We start from the raw sequence: 22,624 nt of genomic DNA, 5'->3' as shown, positions 1-22,624 counted from the left end.
CAAGCCTGTTATCGTCAACTCATGGATCTTGAGTTCGGCACGTGGGTGCACATCCGGCGGACGGCGCTCGGACTCTCCCAGGCGCGCCTGGCGGCGATCGCAGGTGTACACCAACCGACCATCGCCGCCATCGAGAAGGGCCACCGCAGCGCGACCGAGCCGGTCCGCCGCAAGCTCACCGCAGCGCTGCAGGCGCGGCCCGGCGACCTTCTTGCCGGCCTCCGCGACGAGGTGGTCGCTCTGGTCGAGCGGCACGGCGCGAGCAATCCCAGGGTCTTCGGCTCGATCGCCCGGGGGGCCGATACTGTCTGGTCCGACGTCGACCTGCTGGTCACCTTCCCCGACACGGCGGCTCGGCTTGCGTACTTCGACCTCGTCCAGGACCTGGAGGACCTCCTGACCGTCGAGGTCGACGTCGTCGACGACGCGTCGACCGGGCGAGCGGCTAAGCAGGCGCGACGCGAAGCGCTTGCCCTGTGACCAGCCAGAGCGCAGACGGACCTCCACGGTTCGAACGAGCCGTCACGCCACCTTCGGGCACCCCTGCAAGGGCCGACCTGACCAGGCGGCCGTACGATCCGGAACATACACGGCGCAGGCTCGGCGACCTCACGAAGTTCGCTGCGCGGTCCGCTGAGATCGTGAGCAACGGCCGCGCAGCTTTCCACACGGAACAGGGTTGGATGACGCGCGCGGCCGCGACCTATCTGATCATCGAGGTCGCGACGGTCTGCGAGAAGCTGCACAGCCGAGTGCGGGACCACTTCCCCAAGGTGCCCTGGCGTCGGATCGCCGGGATGCGCAACATCGCAGCCCACGCATACGACGAGGTGAACGACGATGTGGTCTGGGACGTGCTCGCGGTGTTCATGCCACAGCTCGTGCGCGATCTGGGGCTGCCGGAGCGGCCCGGTGACCCAATAGTGCTACCGCCCGGTCTCGACACCGCATGAATGACCCCGTCCTTCACGCCGCGCGGTCCGCTAAAACCTGGGCGAACTGCGCCAGCGACTCCTTGACCGGTCCCTCCGGCAGCGGGGCCAGCTCGGCCGAGGCGGCGCGCGCCCACTGCACGGCCAGGTCGCGCGTCTCGGTCAGGACGGCGTGGGCGCGCAGCCGCTCCACCGCGGCGTTCAGCGCCTCGTCCGAGGACAGGTCGCCGTCGAGCGTGGCGAGCAGGTCCCGGTCATCGGAGGTGGCCGCGTCCGAGGCGACGTGCTGCCGCAGCAGCAGCACCGGCATGGTCGGGACGTGCTCGCGCAGGTCCGTCCCCGGCGTCTTGCCCGAGGTCTCGCCGGTCGAGGCGACGTCGAGCACGTCGTCGGCGAGCTGGAACGCGACGCCCACCTTCTCGCCGAACGCGCCCACGGCCTCGATCTGCTCCTTGGGCGCGCCGGCGAGCATCGCGCCCAGGCGGGCCGACGCCGACAGCAGGGACGCCGTCTTGTCCGACAGCACCTGGAGGTAGTGGGCCACCTGGTCCTCGCCGTCGTCGGGGCCCATGGTCTCGTGGAGCTGGCCGAGGCACATCCGCTCGAACGTCTTGGACTGCAAGATCACGGCCTCGGGCCCCAGCTCGGCCACGCGCGCGGACGCCCGCGCGAACAGCATGTCGCCCACGAGGATCGCCACCGAGTTGCCCCACACCATGTGGGCCGACGGCGCCCCGCGCCGCATCGGCGCCGAGTCCATGACGTCGTCGTGGTACAGCGAGGCGACCTGCGTCAGCTCCACCACCACCGCCGCGTCGACGACGCCGCGGGCGGCTCCGTCGCCGAGCTCACCCGTCAGCAGGGTGAGCAGCGGGCGGAACCGCTTGCCGCCGGCGTCGATGAGGTGCCGGGAGGCGCCGTCGGCCAGCTTGTCGGCGCTGGCGACGGCCTCCAGGAGCGCCTCGTCGACGCCCGTCAGCCGGTCCGCGAGGCGCGACGCCAGCTCCGGGTCGGAGATCGGCAGGCCGAGCGCGGTCGGGTCGGGCAGGTTCGACGGAGCGGCCGGAGAAGCCGACGCGGACATACCCGTCGTCGTCTGGGGCGGCAGCGGTGCGGAGGTCACGGCACGAACTTACTTGCCTGTTCCACCAGACCGAGAACCGGGGACGGGAAAACGCCGAGAATCACTGTCACGATCGCGCAGACGGCGATCGCCACGGCGGCCGGTCCGCGGGACCGCACCACCGTCACGACCACCCGCTGCGCGGTCGTGACCTGCACCCTGGCCAGGGTGGCGGTCGCGCTGCCGCCCCCGCTGGTCGAGCTTGTCGAGACCTCGAGCCCACCCCCGCTGGTCGAGATCTCGGCCTCGCCCGGCTCGGCTCCCGGTGTCGTCTCGGCGAGCTCCACCCGCGACTCCGCCGGCTCGTCCTGCGCCCGCTGGAACACCATGACCACCAGCAGCCGCAGGTAGAACGCGACGGCGACCACCGACGCGAGCACGCCGAGCACCGCGAGCCACCACAGGCCGCCCGACGTCGCCCCGGTGAACGCGCCGAACTTGGCGATGAACCCGGCGGTGAGCGGGATGCCCGCCATCGACAGCAGGAACAGCGCGAACGCGCCGGTCAGCCACGGGGCCTTGCGGCCCAGGCCCGCCCACTGCGCGATCTCGGTCGCCTCGCCGAGCACGACGCCGTCGTCGCCGACCGGGCCGTTGTCCTCGCCGGAACCCGGCGTGATCCGGCGTTCCCGCACCAGCGTGACCACGCCGAACGCGCCGATCGTGGCGATGCCGTAGGCCAGCAGGTAGAAGAGGGTCGACGACTGCACCGGCGCGTTGAAGCCCGCGATGCCCACCAGCAGGAAGCCGGCGTGCGCGATCGACGAGTAGGCCAGCAGGCGCTTGACGTCGGTCTGGACCGAACCGACGACGGTGCCGACGGCCATCGTCAGGACGGCGACCACGACGATCACTATCTGCAGCTGCCGCATGATCTCCGGGTTGCTGGCCCCAACGCCGATGGAGATGCGGTACAGCACCTCGACGAGCGCCGCGACGGCGGCCACCTTGGTGCACGCCGCCATGAAGCCGGTGATCGGGGTGGGGGCGCCGGTGTAGACGTCGGGCGTCCAGGCGTGGAACGGCACCGCGCCGACCTTGAACAGCAGGCCGACCGTCACCAGCAGCACGCCGGCCACGAGCAGCCCGCTCATGCCCTCCAAGGGCAGGCCGCCCTGCCCCACCGCCTGAGCGATCTCCAGGAGCCGCACCGTGCCGGCGAACCCGTAGATCAGAGCGACGCCGAAGATGAACAGCGCCGAGGCGAACGCCCCAAGCAGGAAGTACTTGGCCGCGGCCTCCTGCGACAGGAGCCGACGCCGGCGCGCCGTGGCGCACAGGACATACAGCGGGAGCGAGAGCACCTCCAGCGCGATGAACATGACGATCAGGTCGTCGGTGGAGGCGAACAGCATCATGCCGCCGGCCGCGAACAGCAGCAGCGGGTAGATCTCGGTCTGCTCCAGGCCGGAGCGCCGGGCCAGGTCCTCGTACGAGGTGCCGGGCACCGCCGACGCCGTGGGCGCGAACGCGTCCTGCCCGGTGTTCGTGCGGTCGGCGACGACGAGCACGCCGAGGAAGGCCAGGACGGCGATGATGCCCTGCGCGCCCAGGGCGAACGGCGTCAGCGTCACGCTGCCGCCCACCACCTGCACGGGCTGCGCCACGATCTGCGGCCACAGCACCGCGATGAACGCGAACCCGCCGGCCAGCGCCGCCAGGGTCAGCACGATCTGGGTCATGCGGCGCGCCCGCGCGGGCACGAACGCCTCGACGAGCACGCCGACCACGCCCGCGCCCAGCACCACGATCAGCGGTGCCAGGGCGAACCAGTCGATCTCGGGTGCCACGAACTCGGTCACTTGTCGCTCCCCATCTGCGCGGCGGCGTCCGCCGGTTCGTCGACCGCCGTGAGGGCCGCCGACTGGTCGGCCGGCGCGTTCACATAGGTCAGGGCCAGGCCCGGCACGAGTCCGAGCACCAGGAGTCCGGCCACGAGCGGCGCCGCCACGATGCGCTCACGCACCCTGAGGTCGGGCAGGGCGTCGAGCCCCGCCGCCGGCGCTCCCGTGAAGATCTTCTGATAGGTCAGCAGCACGTAGACCGCCGCGAGCACCACACCGGGGATGGCCGCGATCGCCCAGCCGGCCGAGCCGGCGGGGGCGCCGCTGAACGCGCCGATCAGCACCATGATCTCGCTGACGAACGTGGCCAGGCCCGGCAGCGACAGCGTCGCCAGGCCCGCCACGAGGAACGTCCCGGCGAGCACCGGCGTGACCGACCGCAGGCCGCTGTAGGCCGCGATCTTCTGCGACTTCTCCGGGTGCCGGGCCACGAGGAACCCGGCCACCAGGAACAGCGCGCCGGTGGCCAGGCCGTGGTTGAGCATCATGAAGCTCGACCCGGCGGTCCCCAGCGGTGTGAAGGTGAAGATGCCCAGGATGATGAAGCCGAAGTGGCTCACCGACGTCCAGCCGACCAGCCGCAGCAGGTCGGTCTGCATGATCGCCATGATCGCCCCGTACAGCACCGAGATCGCGGCGAGCGCGATCACGAACGGCGCGGCCCAGCGGGACGCCTCCGGGAACAGCGGCAGGCACAGGGTCAGCATGCCGAACGTGCCGACCTTGTCCAGCACGCAGATCAGGAGGGTGGACGTGCCCGGGGTGGCGTTCCCCGCGACGTCGGGCAGCCAGCTGTGCACCGGGACCATGGGGGCCTTGATCGCGAACGCGATGAAGAACCCGATGAAGATGAGGCGCTCGGCCACGGGGTTCATCTCGAGCCCGGTCAGGTTGGTCGTGAGGAACGCGTCGGAGGCACGCAGGCCCGTCTCGGGGTCCGCCGGAAGCTGGAAGTACAGCGCGATGACCGCTGCGAGCATGATCAGCCCGCCGCCCAGGCTGAACATCAGGAACTTGACAGCGGCCCTGCGCCGTCCGGCACCCTGCCCGAACCCGCCGATGAGGAAGTAGGCCGGGATCAGCATCGCCTCGAACAGCACGTAGAACAGGAAGACGTCGCGGGCGCAGAACACCGCCACCATGAACGCCTCGAGCAGCAGCACGAGCCCGACGAACTTGCGCAGCCGCACTTCGTCGCGGCCCTGCTCCTTCCAGGCGGCCAGCAGCACGAGCGGCACCAGCACCACGGCGAGCGCCACGAGCAGCAGGCCGACGCCGTCGACGGCCACCGCGTACGAGACGCCGATCTGCGGGATCCACGGGTAGGTGGCGCCGAGCTGGTGCTCAGCAGCCGCGCTTGTGTCGAAGGCGGCGAACGCCCCGACGAGCAGGACCACCTCGACCAGCGAGAACAGGAGCGCCAGCGGCCGGGCGAGGCCCGTCCTGGCGCTCGCGGGGCCGGTACGGGACCGGCCGAGCGCACCCAGGCCCACCACGGCCGCGCCGACCAGCGGCCATGCGATGAGCACGGTCAGCCAGGGAAACATCTCTCCTCCGATCACTGGGCACCACCGAGGCCGACCACGAGCCAGGCGACGACGGCGATCACGAGGACGCCGCCCGCCATGCCCGCCGCGTACGAGCGGACGTAGCCGCTCTGCGCCTTCCGGAACACCGCGCCGAACCACGACACGGCCTGGGGCAGGACGCTCCAGCCGCGGTCGACGACGTCACGGTCGCCGACCTCGACCAGGCGCGCCACCCCGTGCGCGGGCAGCAGCACCAGCGTCTCGTTGGCGGCGTCCTGGTACAGGTCCTTGCGGGCCGCCCGGGTCAGGACGGAGCCGCGCGGCGCCTCCACGGGTACGAGCTGGACCGCGTACATCCGGAACGCGATCAGCGCGCCGAGCACGACGACCACCAGCGTCGCCGTGATGATCACGGGCACCGGGAGCACCGGCTCGTGGTGCCCGGCCTCCCCGACCACCGGCTCCAGCCAGGTGACGAACGTGCCGCCGATGCCGAGCACGGCACCGAGTGCCGCGGACCCGACGCCGAGGAACACGAGCGGCCACCACATCAGTGGCGAACCCTCGTGCGGGTGCCGGTGGTCCTTCCAGCGCGGGCGGCGTCCGCCGAACGTCATGAAGAACAGGCGGGTCATGTAGAACGCGGTGATCGCGGCGCCGAGCACCGCGACCGACCCGAAGACCCACGCCCGCCACGGCTGGCCTTCGACCGGGATGAACGCGGCCTCGATGATCCCGTCCTTCGACCAGAAGCCGGAGAACGGCGGGATCCCGAGGATCGCCAGCCAGCCCAGACCCATGGTGATCCACGTGATCGGCAGGAACCGCGACAGCCCGCCGTAGCGGCGCATGTCGGTCTCGTCGCCCATCGCGTGCATCACCGAGCCGGCGCCGAGGAACAGCCCCGCCTTGAAGAAGCCGTGCGTGAGCAGGTGGAAGATCGCGAACGCGTACCCGGCCGGGCCGAGGCCCGCGGCGAGCATCATGTACCCGATCTGCGACATCGTGGAGGCGGCCAGCGCCTTCTTGATGTCGTCCTTCGCGGTACCGACCACCGCACCGAACAGCAGCGTGATCGCGCCGACCAGCACCACGACGAGCTGCGCCGTCGGCGCCGCCTCGAGGATCGGGCCGGACCGCACCATGAGGTACACACCGGCGGTGACCATCGTGGCGGCGTGGATGAGCGCGGAGACCGGCGTCGGGCCGGCCATCGCGTCGCCCAGCCAGGCCTGCAGCGGGAACTGGGCCGACTTGCCGCACGCGGCGAGCAGCAGGCACAGGCCGATCGCGGTGGCGACGGCCGGGGAGATCCCCGCGGCGCCGCCGCCGGCCGCGGCGGGCAGCACCTCCGCGAAGCTGACGCTGCCCACGGCCGAGAACATCAGCGCCATCGCCGCGATGAGGCCCATGTCGCCGATGCGGTTCATGACGAACGCCTTCTTGGCCGCGACCGCGTTCTCCCGGGCGGCGGGCCGCCCCGTGTCCCAGAACCCGATGAGCAGGTAGGACGCCAGGCCGACACCCTCCCAGCCCACGAAGAGCAACAGGTAGGAGTCGGCGAGGACCAGCGTGAGCATGGCCGCGACGAACAGGTTCAGGTACGCGAAGAACCGGCGCCGGTCCGGGTCGTGGTCCATGTACGCCACGGAGTACACGTGGATGAGCGTGCCCACGAAGGTCACGAGCATCACGAAGGTCATGGACAGCGGGTCCAGCCGGATGCCGAGGTCCACGTCCAGGCCGCCCGCGGACAGCCATGTCCACAGGTGGTGGTCGATGGCGCGCTCCTCGGGCGCCGTGCCGATCATGCGGAACATCAGGATGAAGCCCACGGCGCCGGCGGCGGCCGAGGCCAGCACCCCGAGCCAGTGGCCCCAGCGGTCGGTGGCCTTGCCACCCAGCAGCAGTATCGCTGCGCCGATCAGCGGGAAGCCGACCAGCCAGGGGGCGAGCCCGATCACGTCGTTCACGTCTCTACCCTTCAGCCCTTGAGCAGGTTGACGTCGTCGACCGAGGCCGAGCGGCGGGTGCGGAATATCGTCACGATGATCGCGAGGCCGACGACTACCTCGGCGGCGGCCACGACCATGACGAAGAAGGCGAGCACCTGGCCCGTCACGTCGCCGTGCATCCTGGCGAAGGTGACGAAGGCGAGGTTGGTCGCGTTGAGCATGAGCTCGACGCCCATGAACACGACTATCGCGTTGCGGCGCAGCAGCACGGTCGTCGCCCCGATGGCGAAGAGCACGGCGGCCAGGATCACGTAGTTGGTGATGTCCATCAGGCGTCGCCCTCCTCGTCGCGGGTCGAGCCCGTCCCCTCGCGGGTCGAGCTGGTCGCCCCGCTGGTCGAGCTCGTCCCCTCGCGGGTCGAGCTGGTCGAGACCACCACCGCCGCGTGCGGCGCCGGCCGCTCCTGCCCGCGGATGCGCAGCACCCGCGACACCGACTGCGGCACCTGCTCGCCGTCCGGGCCGAGCGCCGGCGTGTCCATCGCGTTGGACCGCGCGTAGACGCCGGGCGACGGCAGCGGGGTGAGGACCACGCCGTCGGGCAGCGCCTTGATCCGCGCGTCCGCGACCGACCGCTGGTTCTGCTTGGGCGTGAGCCGGCGCCGGTGCGTGAGCACCAGCGCGCCGACCGCCGCCGTCACGAGCAGCACGCCCACGGCCTCCATGGCCAGCACGTAGTCGCCGAACAGCACGCGGGCCAGGGCCTGCGGGTTGGCGACGCCGCCCGGGTCGCCGCCGGCCAGGCCGACGGCGGGCGGGAACGCGGCGCGGCCCACCACGCCCCCGAGCACCGCCGCGAGGCCGATGCCGATGAGCAGCCCGAGCCAGCGCTGCCCCCGGATGGTCTCGGTGAGCGAGTCGGAGGCGTCGACGCCGACGAGCATCAGCACGAACAGGAACAGCATCATCACGGCGCCCGTGTACACGACGACCTGCACGACGCCGAGGAACGGCGCCTCCTGGGTGATGTACAGGATCGCCATGCTGACCATGACGAACACGAGGCACATCGCCGCGTGCACGGCCCGCTTCACGAACAGCAGGCCGAGCGCGGCGAGCACCATGAGCGGGGCGATCACCCAGAACAGAAAGGTCTCGCCGCCCGAGATCTCCAGCGTGCCCGGGGTCATGCCGTCACCCCGTTCCGCACCGAGCCGACGGCGGCAGCGCCCGCGGACTTCTCGGCGGCGCCGGGGCCCTCCTCCGGGCGTGCCTCGTGCTGCCTGGTCCCGGGGGCGGGCGCCGTGCCGGACACGACCGCCTCGGCCGCGTCCAGCGTCGGGTCGTCCGGCCGCTGCTCGCGGACCCAGCCGACCTGCGCCGCCGTCGGGCCCAGGACGTCGCCGCTGTAGTAGTCGGTGTCCGTGGTGCCCTCCACCATGGGGTGGGGCGCGGCCAGCATGCCCTCGGAGAGCGGGGCCAGCAGGTCCTGCTTCTCGTAGATCATGCCTGCGCGGGTCCGGCCGGCCAGCTCGAAGTCGTTCGTCATCGTCAGCGCCCGCGTGGGGCAGGCCTCGATGCACAGCCCGCAGAAGATGCAGCGCAGGTAGTTGATCTGGTAGACGGAGCCGTAGCGCTCGCCGGGGCTCATGTGGGCCCCCTGCGCGTCGTCCGCGTTCACCGTCAGGCCGGCGTTCTCCGGCAGGGCCGCGTTGGACGCGCCCTCCACGTAGATCGCGTCGGCCGGGCAGGCCCATGCGCACAGCTCGCAGCCGATGCACTTCTCCAGCCCGTCGGCGTACCGGTTGAGCTGGTGCCGGCCGTGGAACCGGGGCTGGGTGGGCACCTTCTCGCGCGGGTACTGCTCAGTGACCGTGGGCCTGAACATCGACGACAGCGTCACGCCGAAGCCCGCGACGGGGGCGAAGATCTCCCCGATGGGCCCCGGCTGGGGTCGCAGGGGCTGATACTCCTGGTGCTCACTCACCGTGGACCTCCTTTCCGAACCGCTTGGACGGGGGCAGCTTCTCGCCGGGCAGCGGGGGCACGGGGAACCCGCCGGCGAACGCGTCGACGGGCTCCTTCTCCGTGCCGGCGCCCGGTGGCGCCTCCTTCTTCTCCGGCCAGAACCACATGACCGCGATGAAGACGACGGCGGCCCCGACGATGACCGGGATGAACTGCTGGTAGGTGACGCCCTGCACGCGCTGCAGCCACTGCACGACCGAGAGCACGACGACCCAGCCCAGCGCGACCGGGATGAGCACCTTCCAGCCGAACACCATGAACTGGTCGTAGCGCAGGCGCAGCAGCGTGCCGCGCACCCACACGAACACGAACATGACGGCCCACAGCTTCACGAGGAACCAGATGACCGGCAGCCAGCCCTCGTTGAGGGCGCCGCCCAGGAACCCGTCGGGCACCGGTGCCCGCCAGCCGCCGAGGAACAGCGTCACGCAGACCGCGGACACGTTGAGCATGTTGATGTACTCCGCCAGGAAGAACCAGGCGAACTTCATCGACGAGTACTCGGTCATGTAGCCGGAGACGAGCTCGCCCTCGGCCTCGGGGAGGTCGAACGGCAGGCGGTTGGTCTCGCCGATCATCGAGATCACGTAGATCACGAACGCGGGGGCCAGCGGGATGAACCACCAGATCTGCGTCTGGCTGGACACGATCTGCGACGTCGACATCGACCCCGCCATGATGAACACGCTCACCAGCGACAGGCCCATCGCGAGCTCGTAGCTGATCACCTGCGCCGTCGAACGCACCGAGCCGAGCAGCGGGTAGGTCGAGCCGGAGGCCCAGCCGCCCAGGACGATGCCGTAGACCCCGAGCGACGCCGCGGCCAGCACGTACAACACGGCGACCGGGAAGTCGGTGAGCTGCGCCGGGGTGGTCCAGTCCGTCCAGGGGAACGGCAGGCTCGGCCCGAACGGGATGACGGCGAACACCAGCAGCGAGCAGAACACCGAGATCATCGGCGCCAGCAGGTACACGAACCGGTCGGCCCGCGTGACCGTCATGTCCTCCTTGAGCAGGAGCTTCATGGCGTCCGCGAGCGACTGCAGCAGGCCGAACGGGCCGTGCCAGTTGGGTCCGGGGCGCACCTGCATGCGCGCGACGACCTTGCGCTCGAACCAGATCGCGAAGAGCACGCTGGTCAGCAGGAACACCACGATCAGCACGGCCTTCACGATGGAGGCCCAGATGGTCTCCTGCGAGAAGTCGGCGGCCACGCCGGGTGCGGCCGCGGCCACGATCACCGGGTTCATCGGGCGTTTCCTTCCGTGCGCTCCGTCGCGGTGACGGAGACGAGGTCGCCCGCCGTCGCGCCGAGGGTGTCGTGCACGCGGCTGCCTGCGCTGTTCAGCGGCAGCCACACGACGCCGTCGACCATCGAGTCGGTCACGGCGGTGGGCACCTCGACGGTGCCGCGCGCCGTGCTGACCGCGACCCGGCCGCCGTCGGCCACGCCGAAGCCGGCCGCCGTAGCGGCGGACATCCGGGCCACGGCCTGCTTGGCCGTGCCGGCGAGGAACTGCTCGCCGTCCTGGCCGCGGCCGGCGTCGAGCTGCAGCCGCCAGGTGGCGAGCACCGCCTGCCCGGGCCCGACGGCGGGCGGCTCGGCCGGACCCGCGTCCTGGACGGCCGGCCGGTCGCCGTCCCACGCGTCGCGCTGGGTCATCGCGATGGAGAGGTGGGCCTCGGCCGGCGACGCCGCCTGCAGGTCCACGCCGAAGTGCTGCGCCAGCGCGTGCAGCACGCGGTGGTCGGGCAGGGCACTCGAGTCGAGCGCCGCGCCGAAGGACCGCACGCGGCCCTCCCAGTTCCAGTACGAGCCGGCGCGCTCCACGGGGGGCGCGACCGGCAGCACGACGTCGGCCAGCTCGGTCACCTCCGAGGCCCGCACCTCCAGGCTCACGACGAACCCGGCAGCCCCGAGCGCCGCGCGTGCGGCGGCCGGGTCGGGCAGGTCGGCGAGCTCCACGCCGCCGACGATCGCCCCGCCCAGCGCACCAGACGCCAGCGCGTCGAGGATGCCCGCGGTGTCGCGGCCCGGGGTGCGCGGGATCTCCGCGCCCCAGGCCTGGGCGACCTGCGCGCGCGCCGCGGCGTCCGCGACCGGGCGCCCGCCCGGCAGCAGGCCGGGCAGCAGGCCCGCCTCGACGCCGCCGCGCTCGCCCGCGCGGCGCGGGATCCACGCGAGCCGCGCGCCCGTCGCCTCGGCGAGGCCGACGGCCGCCGCGTACGCGCCGGGCGAGCCCGCGAGGCGCTCGCCCACGAGGATGACCGCGCCCGGCTGGGCCAGGGCGCTGGTGTCGATGTCCGACGTCGGCGCGTCGGCCGGGAGCAGGCCGCCCGCCAGGCTGGTGGTCAGGCTGTGCAGCCACTCGGCCTCGGTGCCCGGCGCGGCCGGCAGCAGCGTGCCGTCCATGCGGGTCAGGCCGCGGGTCGCGTAGGGGGCGATCGAGAAGACCTTGGTCTTCGCCTTCCCCTGGGAACCCTTGCGCAGCCGCAGGAACGTGACGCCCGCCTCCTCCTCGGCCTCCAGGCCGACGAGCAGCACGGCGGGCGCCTTCTCGAGGTCGCCGAACGTCACCCCGACGCCCGACCCCGCGACGACGCGGCCCAGGAACGCGGCCTCCTCGGCGGAGTGCACGCGGGCGCGCTGGTCGACGTCGTTGGTACCGAGCGCCGTGCGGGCGAAGCGCGACCACGCGAAGGCATCCTCGACGGTGAGCCGGCCGCCCGGCAGCACGCCGACGCCGCCGCCCTGCCGGGCCCGGGTCAGGCCGGCCGCCGCGATCTCCAGCGCCTCGACCCAGGACGCGGGCCGGAGCTCGCCGCCCTCCCGGACCAGCGGCGTCGCGATGCGGTCCCCCGCGGACTGCCAGGTGAAAGCGAAGCGGTCCTTGTCGGTGATCCACTCCTCGTTGACCACCGGGTCCTCGCCCGACAGCCGCCGCAGCACCTGGCCGCGGCGGTGGTCGATGCGGATCGCGGAGCCGCAGGAGTCGTGCTCGGCGATGCTCTCGGTGCTGACCAGGTCGAACGGCCGCGACCGGAAGCGGTAGCCCGCGCCGGTGAGCGCACCCACCGGGCAGATCTGCACGGTGTTGCCGGAGTAGTAGGACGAGAACGGCCGCCCGGAGGTGTCCGTGGTGGCCTCCCCGATCGGGCGGTCCACCGGGCCGTTCGACGTCGAGGCGCCCGCGAACCCGAGCACGTCCTCGTCGTACCGGCCGATCTGCTGGTGGGCGCCCCGGTCCTGCAGCGCGATGAACGCGTCGCCCGCGATCTCCTCGCTGAACCGGGTGCAGCGCTGGCACAGCACGCAGCGCTCGCGGTCCAGCAGGATCTGCGTGGACAGCGCGATCGGCTTGGGGAAGGTGCGCTTGACGTCGACGAACCGCGTGTCGGACCGGCCGTTCGACATCGCCTGGTTCTGCAGGGGGCACTCGCCGCCCTTGTCGCAGACCGGGCAGTCCAGCGGGTGGTTCATGAGCAGCAGCTCCATGACCCCCTGCTGCGCCTTGTCGGCGACGGCGGAGGTGTGCTGCGTCTTGACGACCATGCCCGGCACGACCGTCATCGTGCAGGACGCCTGCGGCTTCGGCATGGGCCGCACGTTGCCCTCGCGGTCCGGCATGGCGACCTCGACGAGGCACTGCCGGCAGGCGCCCGCGGGCGCCAGCAGCGGGTGGTCGCAGAACCGCGGGATCTGGATCCCTGCCTGCTCGGCGGCCCGGATGATCAGCGTGCCCTTGGGGACGCTGACCTCCGTGCCGTCGATGGTGAAGGTGACCAGCTCGACCGGTGCGGCCTCGGTCGAGGGCTTGTTGGTGGTGACGGTCATCAGTGACCTCCCGCGCCGGCGCCCGCGAGGGCGCCCGGTGTCCGTGTCTTGGGGGTGTACGCGAAGAGGGCCGACGCGCTCGGGTCGAACGGGCAGCCGTGCCCGTCGATGTGCGCCTGGTACTCGTCGCGGAACAGCTGGATGCTGGAGGTGATCGGCGAGACCGCGCCGTCGCCCAGCGCGCAGAACGCCCGGCCCAGGATGTTGTCGCACAGGTCGAGGAGCAGCTCGAGGTCGCCGTCCTGCCCCTCGCCCGCCTCGATGCGGTGCAGCACCTGCTTGAGCCAGTACGTGCCCTCGCGGCACGGCGTGCACTTGCCGCACGACTCGTGCGCATAGAAGTCGGTCCAGCGGCTCGCCGCACGGACCACGCACACCGTCTCGTCGAAGATCTGCAGCGCACGCGTGCCGAGCATCGACCCGGCGGCGCCCACGGACTCGTAGTCGAGCGGGGTGTCCAGGTGGTCCTGAGTGAAGATCGGCGTCGACGACCCGCCGGGGGTCCAGAACTTCAGCTCGTGCCCCGCACGGACGCCGCCCGCCATGTCGAGCAGCTCGCGCAGCGTGATGCCGAGCGGCGCCTCGTACTGGCCGGGCCGGGTGACGTGCCCGGACAGGGAGAACAGGCCGTGGCCCTGCGACTTCTCCGTGCCCATCGAGGCGAACCAGTCGGCGCCCTTGGTGATGATCGCGGGGACCGACGCGATGGACTCCACGTTGTTCACCACGGTGGGCCGCGCGTAGAGGCCCGCGACGGCGGGGAACGGCGGCTTGAGCCGCGGCTGGCCGCGCAGGCCCTCCAGCGAGTCGAGCAGCGCCGTCTCCTCGCCACAGATGTAGGCGCCGGCGCCGGCGTGCACCGTGACGTCGAGGTCGAAGCCCGAACCCTGGATGTTCTTGCCCAGGTAGCCCGCCTGATACGCCTCCTCGACGGCGTTCAGCAGCCGCCGGTAGACGTGCAGCACCTCGCCGCGCACGTAGATGAACGCGTGGTCGCAGCCGATCGCGAAGCTCGTGATCGCCACGCCCTCGATCAGGTGCTGGGGGCTGACGAGCATGAGCGGGATGTCCTTGCAGGTGCCCGGCTCGGACTCGTCCGCGTTGACGACCAGGTACCGCGGGCCGCCGTCGGGCGGGGGCAGGAAGCCCCACTTCATGCCCGTGGGGAAGCCCGCGCCGCCGCGGCCGCGCAGACCCGAGTCCTTGACGGTCTGCACCAGGTCGGCCGGGTCCATCGTCAGGGCCTTCTTGAGCCCGGCGTACCCGCCGGCCCGCTCGTAGGTGGACAGGCGCCAGGAGCGGTCCTTGTCCCAGGTATCGGTCAGTACCGGTGTGAGGTTCACTTCGCGTCCCCTCCGGGCTTCTTGTCCTTGCCGACTTCGGTGTCCGACGGCGTCGCGGGCTTGCGCTCGGCGCTCGAGCCCGGCGCGCCGACCGGTCCGGTGGTCGACCCACCGCTGGTCGAGCTCCCGGTGGTCGAGCTTGTCGAGACCTCGGTTCCGGTCTCGACAGGCTCGACCCCCGAACCGGGCGCCGTCCAGCCGCGCTCGCGGGCGATCTTCAGCCCGGCGAGCGTCGGCTCGCCCGCGGCCACGCCCTCGTCGGCGCGGCCGTCGGGGAACCCCGCCAGGACCCGGCTCATCTCCTTGAACGAGCACACGGACGCGGCGCCCCGTGTCGGGACGACGTCCTCGCCGAGGATCAGCTTGTCCGCGAGCGCCGTCGCCGTCTCGGGCGTCTGGTTGTCGAAGAACTCCCAGTTGACCATCACGACGGGCGCGTAGTCGCAGGCGGCGTTGCACTCGACGCGTTCGAGCGTGATGGCGCCGTCGGGCGTCGTCTCGTCGTGCCCGACGCCGAGGTGGTCGCTCAGCTCGTCGAAGATCGCGTCGCCGCCCATCACGGCGCAGAGCGTGTTGGTGCACACGCCCACGGTGTAGGTGCCGTTGGGGTGGCGCTTGTACTGGGTGTAGAAGGTGGCGACGGCGGAGACCTCGGCGGCGGTGATGCCGAGCATCTCGGCGCAGAACAGGATGCCGTCGCGGCTGACGTAGCCGTCGACGGACTGCACGAGGTGCAGCATCGGCAGCAGGCCGGAGCGGGGGTCCGGGTAGCGCTCCATGATCGCCGTGGCGTCGGTGGTCAGCGCCGCCAGGGTGTCGGCGTCGTAGCGGGTCTTCGTCGCGGCCGCTGCCTGCGGGTCTGCGGTCATCGGTCCACACCTCCCAGCACGGGGTCCAGGGACGCGACGGCGACGACGACGTCGGCCACCTGGCCGCCCTCGCACATCACCGACGTGGCCTGGAGGTTGTTGAACGAGGGGTCGCGGAAGTGCGCGCGGTAGGGCCGGGTGCCGCCGTCGGACACGACGTGCACGCCGAGCTCGCCCCGCGGGTGCTCCACGGTCTGCCAGGCCTGGCCGACGGGGACGCGGAAGCCCTCGGTGACCAGCTTGAAGTGGTGGATCAGGGCCTCCATGGAGGTGCCCATGATCTTCTTGATGTGCTCCAGCGAGTTGCCCTGGCCGTCGCCGCCGACGGCGAGCTGGGCGGGCCAGGCGATCTTCTTGTCGGCCACCATGACCGGCTCGCCCTCCGTGCGGTCGAGCCGCTCCATGGCCTGCTCGACGATCTTCAGGGACTGGTAGCACTCCTCGATGCGGAGCACCGCCCGGTCGTAGCAGTCGGCGCCCTTCGAGGTGGGGACGTCGAAGTCGTACGTCTCGTAGCCGCAGTACGGGTTGTCCTTGCGGACGTCGTACGGCAGGCCCGTGGAGCGCAGCACCGGCCCGGTCACGGCGAGCGCCATGCACCCGGACAGGTTCAGGACGCCGACGCCGGTCAGGCGGGCCTTGAAGATCGGGTTGGCGAGCATGAGGTCGGTGAGCTGCTTGAGGTAGCCGCGCACCTTCACCAGGGCCGCGCGGGCCTGGGTGGTGAAGCCCTCGGGGGTGTCGACCGCCACGCCGCCGGGGCGGATGTACGCGTGGTTCATGCGCAGGCCGGTCACGGCCTCGAACAGGCGCAGGATCTCCTCGCGGGCGGTGAACCCGACGGTCATCACGGTGGTGGCGCCCATCTCGTTGCCGCCGGTGCCGAGGCAGACCAGGTGGGACGAGATCCGGTTGAGCTCCATCATCAGGACCCGGATCACGGAGGCGCGCTCGGGTATGTCGTCCGTGATGCCGAGGAGCTTCTCGACGGCGAGGCAGTACGCGGCCTCCTGGAACAGGGGCGCCACGTAGTCCATGCGCGTGCAGAACGTGGTGCCCTGCGTCCACGTCCGGAACTCCATGTTCTTCTCGATGCCCGTGTGCAGGTAGCCGATGCCGGCGCGGGCCTCGGTGACGGTCTCGCCGTCGATCTCCAGCATCAGGCGCAGCACCCCGTGCGTGGACGGGTGCTGCGGACCCATGTTGACGACGATCCGCTCCTCGCCGATCGCCTCGCGCGCGATGTCGTCCCAGTCGCCGTCGCCATAGGCCTCGAAGGCGCGAACCGTGGACGACATGTCCTCGTTCCCCGCGGGCCTGGTCGCGTGCGGAGCCGCAGTGGGAGCGCTCATGAGTAGCTCCTCCTCGTGTCCGGCGGGGGCACCGTGGCCCCCTTGTACTCGACGGGGATGCCGCCGAGCGGGTAGTCCTTGCGCTGCGGGTGGCCCACCCAGTCGTCCGGCATCTCGATGCGGGTCAGGGCGGGGTGTCCGTCGAAGACGATCCCGAAGAAGTCGAACGTCTCCCGCTCGTGCCAGTCGTTGGACGGGTACACGGACGTGGTGGACGGGATGTGCGGGTCGTCGTCGGGCGCGGCGACCTCCAGCCGCAGCCGGCGCGAGTGCGTGACCGAGGCCAGGTGGTAGACGGCGTGCAGCTCGCGGCCGGCGTCGTGCGGGTAGTGCACGCCGCTCACGCCGAGCGACAGCTCGAACCGCAGGTCCTGGTCGTCCCGCAGCGCCTGGCAGACGGCGACGAGGTGCTCGCGGGCGACGTCGATCGTCAGCTCCGCCTGCTTGGCGTCCGCGCTCTGGGCGCCGTGCAGGTCCACGACCACCTTCTCGATCGCCTGGTCGAAGGTGGGCCCACCAGTCCGCGCGGCGTCCTCCAGCACCTCTGCCAGGACGTCGACCACCTGGTCGAACCAGCTCCCGTACGGGCGGGGCGACGCCGCGGGCATCGCGACGGGCGTGACCAGGCCGCCGTAGCCGGACGTGTCGCCCGAGCCCTGGGCGCCGAACATGCCCTTCTTGACCTCGACCACCTCGAAGGTGGCCGCCCCCTCCGGGGGCGTCAGGGCCGAGCCCTGATCGCCGCCCGGCGTGACGTCGCTCATCGCAGCAGGCCCTTCATCTCGAAGGTCGGCGTGGCCTCCATGGCGGCCGCCTCGGCCGCCCGCGCCGCCTCGATCCGGTTCACGCCCAGCGGCGCGTTCTGGATCTGGTCGTGCAGCCCGAGGATCGCGTTGATCAGCATCTCCGGCCGCGGCGGACAGCCCGGCAGGTAGATGTCGACCGGCACGATGTGGTCCACGCCCTGCACGATCGCGTAGTTGTTGAACATCCCGCCCGACGACGCGCACACGCCCATGGAGAGCACCCACTTGGGCTCGCTCATCTGGTCGTACACCTGGCGCACCACCGGGGCCATCTTCTGGCTCACCCGGCCCGCCACGATCATCAGGTCCGCCTGGCGCGGCGAGGCGCGGAACACCTCCATGCCGAACCGCGACAGGTCGTACCGCGACGCCCCCGCCGCCATCATCTCGATGGCGCAGCAGGCCAGGCCGAACGTCACCGGCCACAGCGAAGCCTTGCGCAGGTAGCCCGCGAGATCCTCGATCGTCGTCAGCAGGAACCCTGACGGCGCTTCCTCGACACCCATGTCCCCTCCTTGCTGCCGGGACCCGCCCGGCGTCGCTGCGCCGCGCCGTCGGGCGCCGCGCATGAAGTCGCTAGCTCAGACCCAGTCGAAACCGCCGCGGCGCCACTCGTAGACGAACGGGACGGTGATCAGCGCCAGGAACGCCAGCATCGCCACCAGCCCGAACGTCGCGAGCGTCGTGAAGTCCACGGCCCACGGGTAGAGGAAGACGACCTCGATGTCGAAGACGATGAATGTCATCGCCACCAGGTAGTACTTGATCGGCAGCCGGCCACCGCCCACCGCGTGCGGCGTCGGCTCGATGCCGCACTCGTACGAGTCGAGCTTGGCGCGGTTGTACCGCTTGGGGCCGATGACAGCGCTCGCGGCGACGCCACCGAGCGCCAGGACGGCCCCGATCGCCATCAGGATCAGGATCGGTACGTAGGGATTCATGCTGTGCCCTTCGTGGACGACGTGCCCTTCGTGGACGTGATGTTCATGAGCTCGGGACCACCCTGGTCAGGCCCGCGATGACGCGGTCGACCCAGTCGCCGCCGTGGGGCTCGTAGCAGTCGGACAGGAGCTTGAGCGTGAACTGCATGACGACCTGGCGAGGCAGCCCGTACCGGACGCACAGGCGCATGATCTCGGGGTGCTCGATGAGCCGCACGAACCAGCGGCCCAGCGTGTAGTAGCCGCCCAGGTCGTCGCGCATCCGGTCCGCGTAGGTGGCGAGCGTGGCCTCGCGGGCGGCGTCGGTGGTCTTGTGGCGGGCCTGGCTGATCGCCTCGGCCGCGACCCGGCCGGCCTGCAGCCCGTACGCGATGCCCTCGCCGTTGAACGGGCTCACCATGCCTGCGGAGTCGCCGGCCAGGAGCACACCGTCCGCGTAGAGCGGGCCGCGGTTGTAGCCCATGGGCAGCGCCGCGCCGCGGATCGGCCCGCGCTCCGGCTCGTGCACCAGGTCCCAGCCCTCCGGCGCGCTCTTGGCCAGCCAGGTCTCCATGAGGCGCCGGTAGTCGATGCCCGCCTTGGACTGGCGCGCGGGCGTGGAGTGCACGCTGCCCAGGCCGACGTTCACCGTGCCGTCGCCGAGCGGGAAGATCCAGCCGTAGCCCGGGAGCAGGTCGCTCTTGCCGGGCTCGCCGTCCCACAGCTCCAGGTGCGACTCCATGAACGGGTCGTCGTGGCGCGGGGTGCGGTAGTAGGCGCGGACGGCGGTGCCCATCGGCCGGTCGTCCCGGCGTTCCCGCCCGACGGCGAGCGCGAAGCGCGAGCTGACGCCGTCGGCCGCCACCACGACGGGCGCGCGCAGCTCTTTGACGGGGCCTTCGGCGCGGCCGCGCGCGTCGAGCGGCTGGGCGGTCACGCCGACCACGCGGCCGCCGTCGTCGTCGCGGAGCGGGCCGGTGACCTTGGTGCGCTGCAGCAGCTTGGCGCCGCTGGCCTGCGCGTGCTGGGCCAGGGTGTGGTCCAGCGTCATCCGGGAGCGGGCCATGCCGTAGCCCGGGTAGGTCGTCAGGGTGGGCCAGTCGAGCTCGTAGGAGCGGCCGCCGCCGTGGACGCGCAGGCCGCGGTTGCGGATCCAGCCGTCCTCCTCGCGGGTGGGCACGCCCATGCGGACCAGCTCGGCCACGGCGCGCGGCGTCAGGCCGTCGCCGCAGATCTTGTCCCGCGGGAACTCGCCCTTCTCCAGGAGCAGCACGTCGAGACCCGCGGCCGCGCACCAGTGCGCGGTGGACGAGCCCGCCGGACCGGCGCCCACCACGATGACATCCGCGTCGTCGCGTCTCTCTCTTCGCACGTTCACCCCCGTTGGGAACCCGCTGCTGGTCGTTGCTGACCTCGCTGCGCGGGGTTCGGCCGGGCTTCCTGACACGCCCTTGTGAACCCTGTCACAACACCGACACCCTAGCCACACTTAGGGGGGATTGTGTAGGAAGGTTCCCCTTACTTGGGGCACCCCTCATCGCCGAAGTAGAGCGCCTGTCCGGACACGGGCTCTACTTCGCCGATCGGGTATCGGCGAAGTAGAGCGGGTGTCCGGACAGGCGCTCTACTTCGGCGGTCCGGTGGAGGACGGTCAGGACGGGCGGACGGCGCGGTGGAGCGCCACGATTCCGCCCGTCACGTTGCGGTAGGCCGCGTGCTCCCAGCCGGCGTCGAGCATGAGGCGCGCGAGGTCGACCTGGGTGTGCCAGGACCGGATGGACTCGGCCAGGTAGTCGTACGAGCCCTTGTCGCGGGTCACGACGTTCGCCACGATTGGCAGCGCCCGCATCAAGTACTCCTGGTAGACCTTCCGGAACGGAGCCCAGGTGGGGGTAGCGAACTCGCAGATCACCGCGCGCCCGCCCGGCCGGACCACCCGCAGCATCTCGCGCAGGGCCGCCGTCGTGTCCACGACGTTGCGCAGGCCGAAGCTGATGGTGACGGCGTCGAAGGACTCGTCGGCGAACGGCAGCCGCGTCGCGTCGCCCGCGACGAACGGCAGGTCCGGCCGGCGCGTCTTGCCGACCTGCAGCATGCCGATCGAGAAGTCGGACGGGACGACGAACGCGCCGTCCGCGGCGAAGGGCTCGCTGCTGGTCCCGGTGCCCGCGGCGAGGTCGAGCACGCGCTCGCCCGGCATCGCCGCGACCGCCTCGACCGTGAGGCGGCGCCAGCGCCGGTCCTGGCCCAGGGAGATGAGGTCGTTCGTCAGGTCGTAGCGGGCGGCGATCCCGTCGAACATCGACGCGACCTCGGCCGGCTTCTTTTCCAGGCTTGCGCGGGACATGCGGCCATAGTTTCACGGCCCGGCGGCCGGCTGCGGTGGGCGCGGCCCACCCGGCAGAGCGTGGTCGGCAATCTGTCAGGTGATCGGCAACCCGAGTTGCCGATCACCTGACAGATTGCCGAACACACGCGACGGGTGAGCCGCCGGTGTGAGGTCCGCTACGGGGCGGTCCGGCGGGGGCCCGGCGCGCTTATCCTGAAGCAGATGATCGCTTCACCTGCCGGACGCACCCCCGGTGCGCAGACCGGCACCCCCGCGTCCGGCACCTGGACCCTCGTCGCGCCGGCCGAGCCCGACGACATACCGCGGGGCGCGCCCCACGGCCCGGAGCTCGTCGTCCGCACCGTAGCGATCGACGACCTCCCCGACACCCCGACCGCGCTCGTCGACCGGCTCCCCGACACCAACGGGCTCGCCTGGGTCCGGCACGGCGACGGGCTCGTGGGCTGGGGCGAGGCGCTGCGGTTCGAGACGTTCGGCCCGGGCCGCTTCGCCGACGCCGACGACGCGTGGCGCCAGGTGCTCGACCGCGCCGTCGTGCACGACGACGTGACCCTGCCCGGCAGCGGCCTGGTCGCGTTCGGCAGCTTCGCCTTCGACGACGTCACGCCCGGCGACGAGTCCGAGGACCCCGCGCGCGCGAGCGGCGTGCTGATCGTGCCGCGCGTCGTCGTCGGACGGCGGGGCGACCGGGCCTGGATGACCACGATCTCCCTGGTGGGCGACCGGTCCGCGCCGGTGGGCGACGACCTGCTGTCCGCCTACCCGCACCAGCCGGTCACCGAGCCGGGGCGCGTCGTGCTGGCCGACGGCGCGGTGGGGGCCGCGGACTGGCCCGCCGTCGTCGCGGAGGGTGTGGCCCGGATCCAGACCGGGGAGCTGGAGAAGGTGGTGCTCGCGCGCGACGTCGTCGCGACCGCCGAGCACCCGCTGGACACCCGGCACCTGCTCGGCCGCCTCGCGTCCGCGTACGACGCCTGCTGGGCGTTCAGCGTGGACGGCATGGTCGGCGCGACGCCGGAGCTCCTGGTCCGCAGCGAGAAGGGACTGGTCGCCTCGCGCGTGCTGGCGGGCACCATCCGCCGCGAGCACGGTCCGGGCTCGCCCGCCGCCCCGGCCGACGCCGACCTGCTGCACGCCGCCCAGCTCGCCCGCTCCTCGAAGGACCTCGAGGAGCACGAGTTCGCGGTGCGCTCCGTCGCCGCGGCCCTCGAGCCGTTCTGCTCGTCGATGAACGTGCCCGAGGCGCCGTTCGTGCTGCACCTACCGAACGTGATGCACCTGGCGACCGACGTGACGGGCGTGCTGACCGACCAGGGGCCGACGTCGGGCCGGCGTCCGCCGTCATCGCTCTCGCTCGCCGCCGCGCTGCACCCGAGTGCCGCCGTCTGCGGCACGCCGACGACCGTCGCGCGCAGCCTCATCCGGGAGATCGAGGGCCTGGACCGCGCCCGGTACGCCGGCCCGGTGGGCTGGGTGGGGGCCCACGGCGACGGCGAGTGGGGCATCGCCCTGCGCTCGGCCGAGATCTCGCCGCGCAACCAGCGCCACATCCGGCTGTTCGCCGGCTGCGGCATCGTCGCGGCGTCCGACCCGCAGGCTGAGCTGGCGGAGTCCGAGGCCAAGCTGGAGCCGATGCGCTACGCCCTGGGCGTCCCCACCCCGCCGAAGTAGGTCCGCGAAGTAGAGCGCCTGTCCGGGTCTCCCTTGTGTCACCAAGGGAGACTCTGTCTCTTATACAC

General features: G+C 71.8%; 20 protein-coding genes. 3 read left to right on the top strand and 17 right to left on the bottom strand.

All coding sequences use genetic code 11. The annotated features are described in order from the left end of the window. The first annotated feature begins 21 nt into the window (after window positions 1–21). Together ACFT2C_RS16545 and ACFT2C_RS16540 are read left to right on the top strand one after the other, a co-directional pair. Window positions 22–480: a nucleotidyltransferase domain-containing protein gene (locus ACFT2C_RS16545; RefSeq protein WP_377208156.1), complete on the top strand. Its 459-nt coding sequence runs from the start codon at window positions 22–24 to the stop codon at window positions 478–480. A gap of 203 nt (window positions 481–683) precedes the next feature. Next, on the top strand, window positions 684–953 hold the full coding sequence (locus tag ACFT2C_RS16540; protein WP_377208155.1) for a DUF86 domain-containing protein: 270 nt from the start codon (window positions 684–686) through the stop codon (window positions 951–953). 13 nt (window positions 954–966) lie between these two features. Here ACFT2C_RS16540 and ACFT2C_RS16535 read toward each other — a convergent pair whose 3' ends face one another. The 17 genes from ACFT2C_RS16535 to ACFT2C_RS16455 form a co-directional block, all read right to left on the bottom strand. Continuing rightward, the gene (locus ACFT2C_RS16535) at window positions 967–2,016 is read right to left on the bottom strand and encodes a polyprenyl synthetase family protein (RefSeq protein ID WP_377208192.1); all 1,050 of its coding nucleotides are present in this window, start codon (window positions 2,014–2,016) and stop codon (window positions 967–969) included. A 35-nt stretch (window positions 2,017–2,051) separates the two neighbouring features. Next, window positions 2,052–3,857 carry an NADH-quinone oxidoreductase subunit NuoN gene (gene nuoN / locus ACFT2C_RS16530; protein ID WP_377208154.1) on the bottom strand — a complete coding sequence of 602 codons (1,806 nt, stop codon included), beginning with the start codon at window positions 3,855–3,857 and terminating at the stop codon, window positions 2,052–2,054. After that, window positions 3,854–5,446: an NADH-quinone oxidoreductase subunit M gene (locus ACFT2C_RS16525; RefSeq protein ID WP_377208153.1), complete on the bottom strand. Its 1,593-nt coding sequence runs from the start codon at window positions 5,444–5,446 to the stop codon at window positions 3,854–3,856. Before ACFT2C_RS16525 ends, nuoN begins: the two co-directional genes overlap by 4 nt. An 11-nt stretch (window positions 5,447–5,457) precedes the next feature. Further along, window positions 5,458–7,392 (bottom strand): NADH-quinone oxidoreductase subunit L, encoded by a 1,935-nt coding sequence (nuoL, locus tag ACFT2C_RS16520; protein WP_377208191.1) that lies wholly within the window; start codon window positions 7,390–7,392, stop codon window positions 5,458–5,460. Between the two features lie 20 nt (window positions 7,393–7,412). Beyond that, the gene (gene nuoK, locus ACFT2C_RS16515; RefSeq protein ID WP_377208152.1) at window positions 7,413–7,712 is read right to left on the bottom strand and encodes an NADH-quinone oxidoreductase subunit NuoK; all 300 of its coding nucleotides are present in this window, start codon (window positions 7,710–7,712) and stop codon (window positions 7,413–7,415) included. Beyond that, window positions 7,712–8,572 carry an NADH-quinone oxidoreductase subunit J gene (locus ACFT2C_RS16510; protein ID WP_377208151.1) on the bottom strand — a complete coding sequence of 287 codons (861 nt, stop codon included), beginning with the start codon at window positions 8,570–8,572 and terminating at the stop codon, window positions 7,712–7,714. Before ACFT2C_RS16510 ends, nuoK begins: the two co-directional genes overlap by 1 nt. Next, window positions 8,569–9,369 (bottom strand): NADH-quinone oxidoreductase subunit NuoI, encoded by an 801-nt coding sequence (gene nuoI / locus ACFT2C_RS16505; protein ID WP_377208150.1) that lies wholly within the window; start codon window positions 9,367–9,369, stop codon window positions 8,569–8,571. Before nuoI ends, ACFT2C_RS16510 begins: the two co-directional genes overlap by 4 nt. Beyond that, entirely contained in the window at window positions 9,362–10,660 is a 1,299-nt protein-coding gene (nuoH, locus tag ACFT2C_RS16500) for an NADH-quinone oxidoreductase subunit NuoH (protein WP_377208149.1), read from the bottom strand. Before nuoH ends, nuoI begins: the two co-directional genes overlap by 8 nt. Next, window positions 10,657–13,245: an NADH-quinone oxidoreductase subunit G gene (locus tag ACFT2C_RS16495; protein ID WP_377208148.1), complete on the bottom strand. Its 2,589-nt coding sequence runs from the start codon at window positions 13,243–13,245 to the stop codon at window positions 10,657–10,659. The genes nuoH and ACFT2C_RS16495 overlap by 4 nt, the downstream gene beginning before the upstream one ends. Continuing rightward, a complete protein-coding gene (nuoF, locus tag ACFT2C_RS16490; protein WP_377208147.1) occupies window positions 13,245–14,588 on the bottom strand; it encodes an NADH-quinone oxidoreductase subunit NuoF in 1,344 nt (447 codons plus the stop codon). The genes ACFT2C_RS16495 and nuoF overlap by 1 nt, the downstream gene beginning before the upstream one ends. Beyond that, window positions 14,585–15,457, bottom strand: coding sequence for an NADH-quinone oxidoreductase subunit NuoE (gene nuoE / locus ACFT2C_RS16485; RefSeq protein ID WP_377208146.1), 873 nt, complete (start codon window positions 15,455–15,457; stop codon window positions 14,585–14,587). Before nuoE ends, nuoF begins: the two co-directional genes overlap by 4 nt. Beyond that, window positions 15,454–16,809, bottom strand: a complete 1,356-nt coding sequence (locus ACFT2C_RS16480; RefSeq protein WP_377208145.1) for an NADH-quinone oxidoreductase subunit D — start codon at window positions 16,807–16,809, stop codon at window positions 15,454–15,456. The genes nuoE and ACFT2C_RS16480 overlap by 4 nt, the downstream gene beginning before the upstream one ends. After that, window positions 16,806–17,573: an NADH-quinone oxidoreductase subunit C gene (locus ACFT2C_RS16475; protein ID WP_377208144.1), complete on the bottom strand. Its 768-nt coding sequence runs from the start codon at window positions 17,571–17,573 to the stop codon at window positions 16,806–16,808. The genes ACFT2C_RS16480 and ACFT2C_RS16475 overlap by 4 nt, the downstream gene beginning before the upstream one ends. Then, on the bottom strand, window positions 17,570–18,121 hold the full coding sequence (locus tag ACFT2C_RS16470; RefSeq protein ID WP_377208143.1) for a NuoB/complex I 20 kDa subunit family protein: 552 nt from the start codon (window positions 18,119–18,121) through the stop codon (window positions 17,570–17,572). The genes ACFT2C_RS16475 and ACFT2C_RS16470 overlap by 4 nt, the downstream gene beginning before the upstream one ends. Before the next feature lie 75 nt (window positions 18,122–18,196). Continuing rightward, window positions 18,197–18,556, bottom strand: a complete 360-nt coding sequence (locus tag ACFT2C_RS16465) for an NADH-quinone oxidoreductase subunit A (protein ID WP_253876038.1) — start codon at window positions 18,554–18,556, stop codon at window positions 18,197–18,199. A gap of 43 nt (window positions 18,557–18,599) precedes the next feature. Continuing rightward, on the bottom strand, window positions 18,600–19,907 hold the full coding sequence (locus tag ACFT2C_RS16460; protein ID WP_377208142.1) for a geranylgeranyl reductase family protein: 1,308 nt from the start codon (window positions 19,905–19,907) through the stop codon (window positions 18,600–18,602). 279 nt (window positions 19,908–20,186) lie between these two features. Next, a complete protein-coding gene (locus ACFT2C_RS16455; protein WP_377208141.1) occupies window positions 20,187–20,882 on the bottom strand; it encodes a demethylmenaquinone methyltransferase in 696 nt (231 codons plus the stop codon). A gap of 204 nt (window positions 20,883–21,086) precedes the next feature. Between ACFT2C_RS16455 and ACFT2C_RS16450 the strand changes: the two genes are divergently transcribed. Further along, complete coding sequence (locus tag ACFT2C_RS16450; protein ID WP_377208140.1) at window positions 21,087–22,556, top strand: isochorismate synthase MenF; 1,470 nt, start codon at window positions 21,087–21,089, stop codon at window positions 22,554–22,556. Window positions 22,557–22,624 lie beyond the last annotated feature (68 nt).

This window comes from Promicromonospora sp. NPDC057138, from assembly GCF_042670845.1.
Classification (GTDB): domain Bacteria; phylum Actinomycetota; class Actinomycetes; order Actinomycetales; family Cellulomonadaceae; genus Promicromonospora.
Note: the sequence above shows the minus strand (reverse complement) of the source record. Positions and strands in the feature narration are given on the sequence as shown.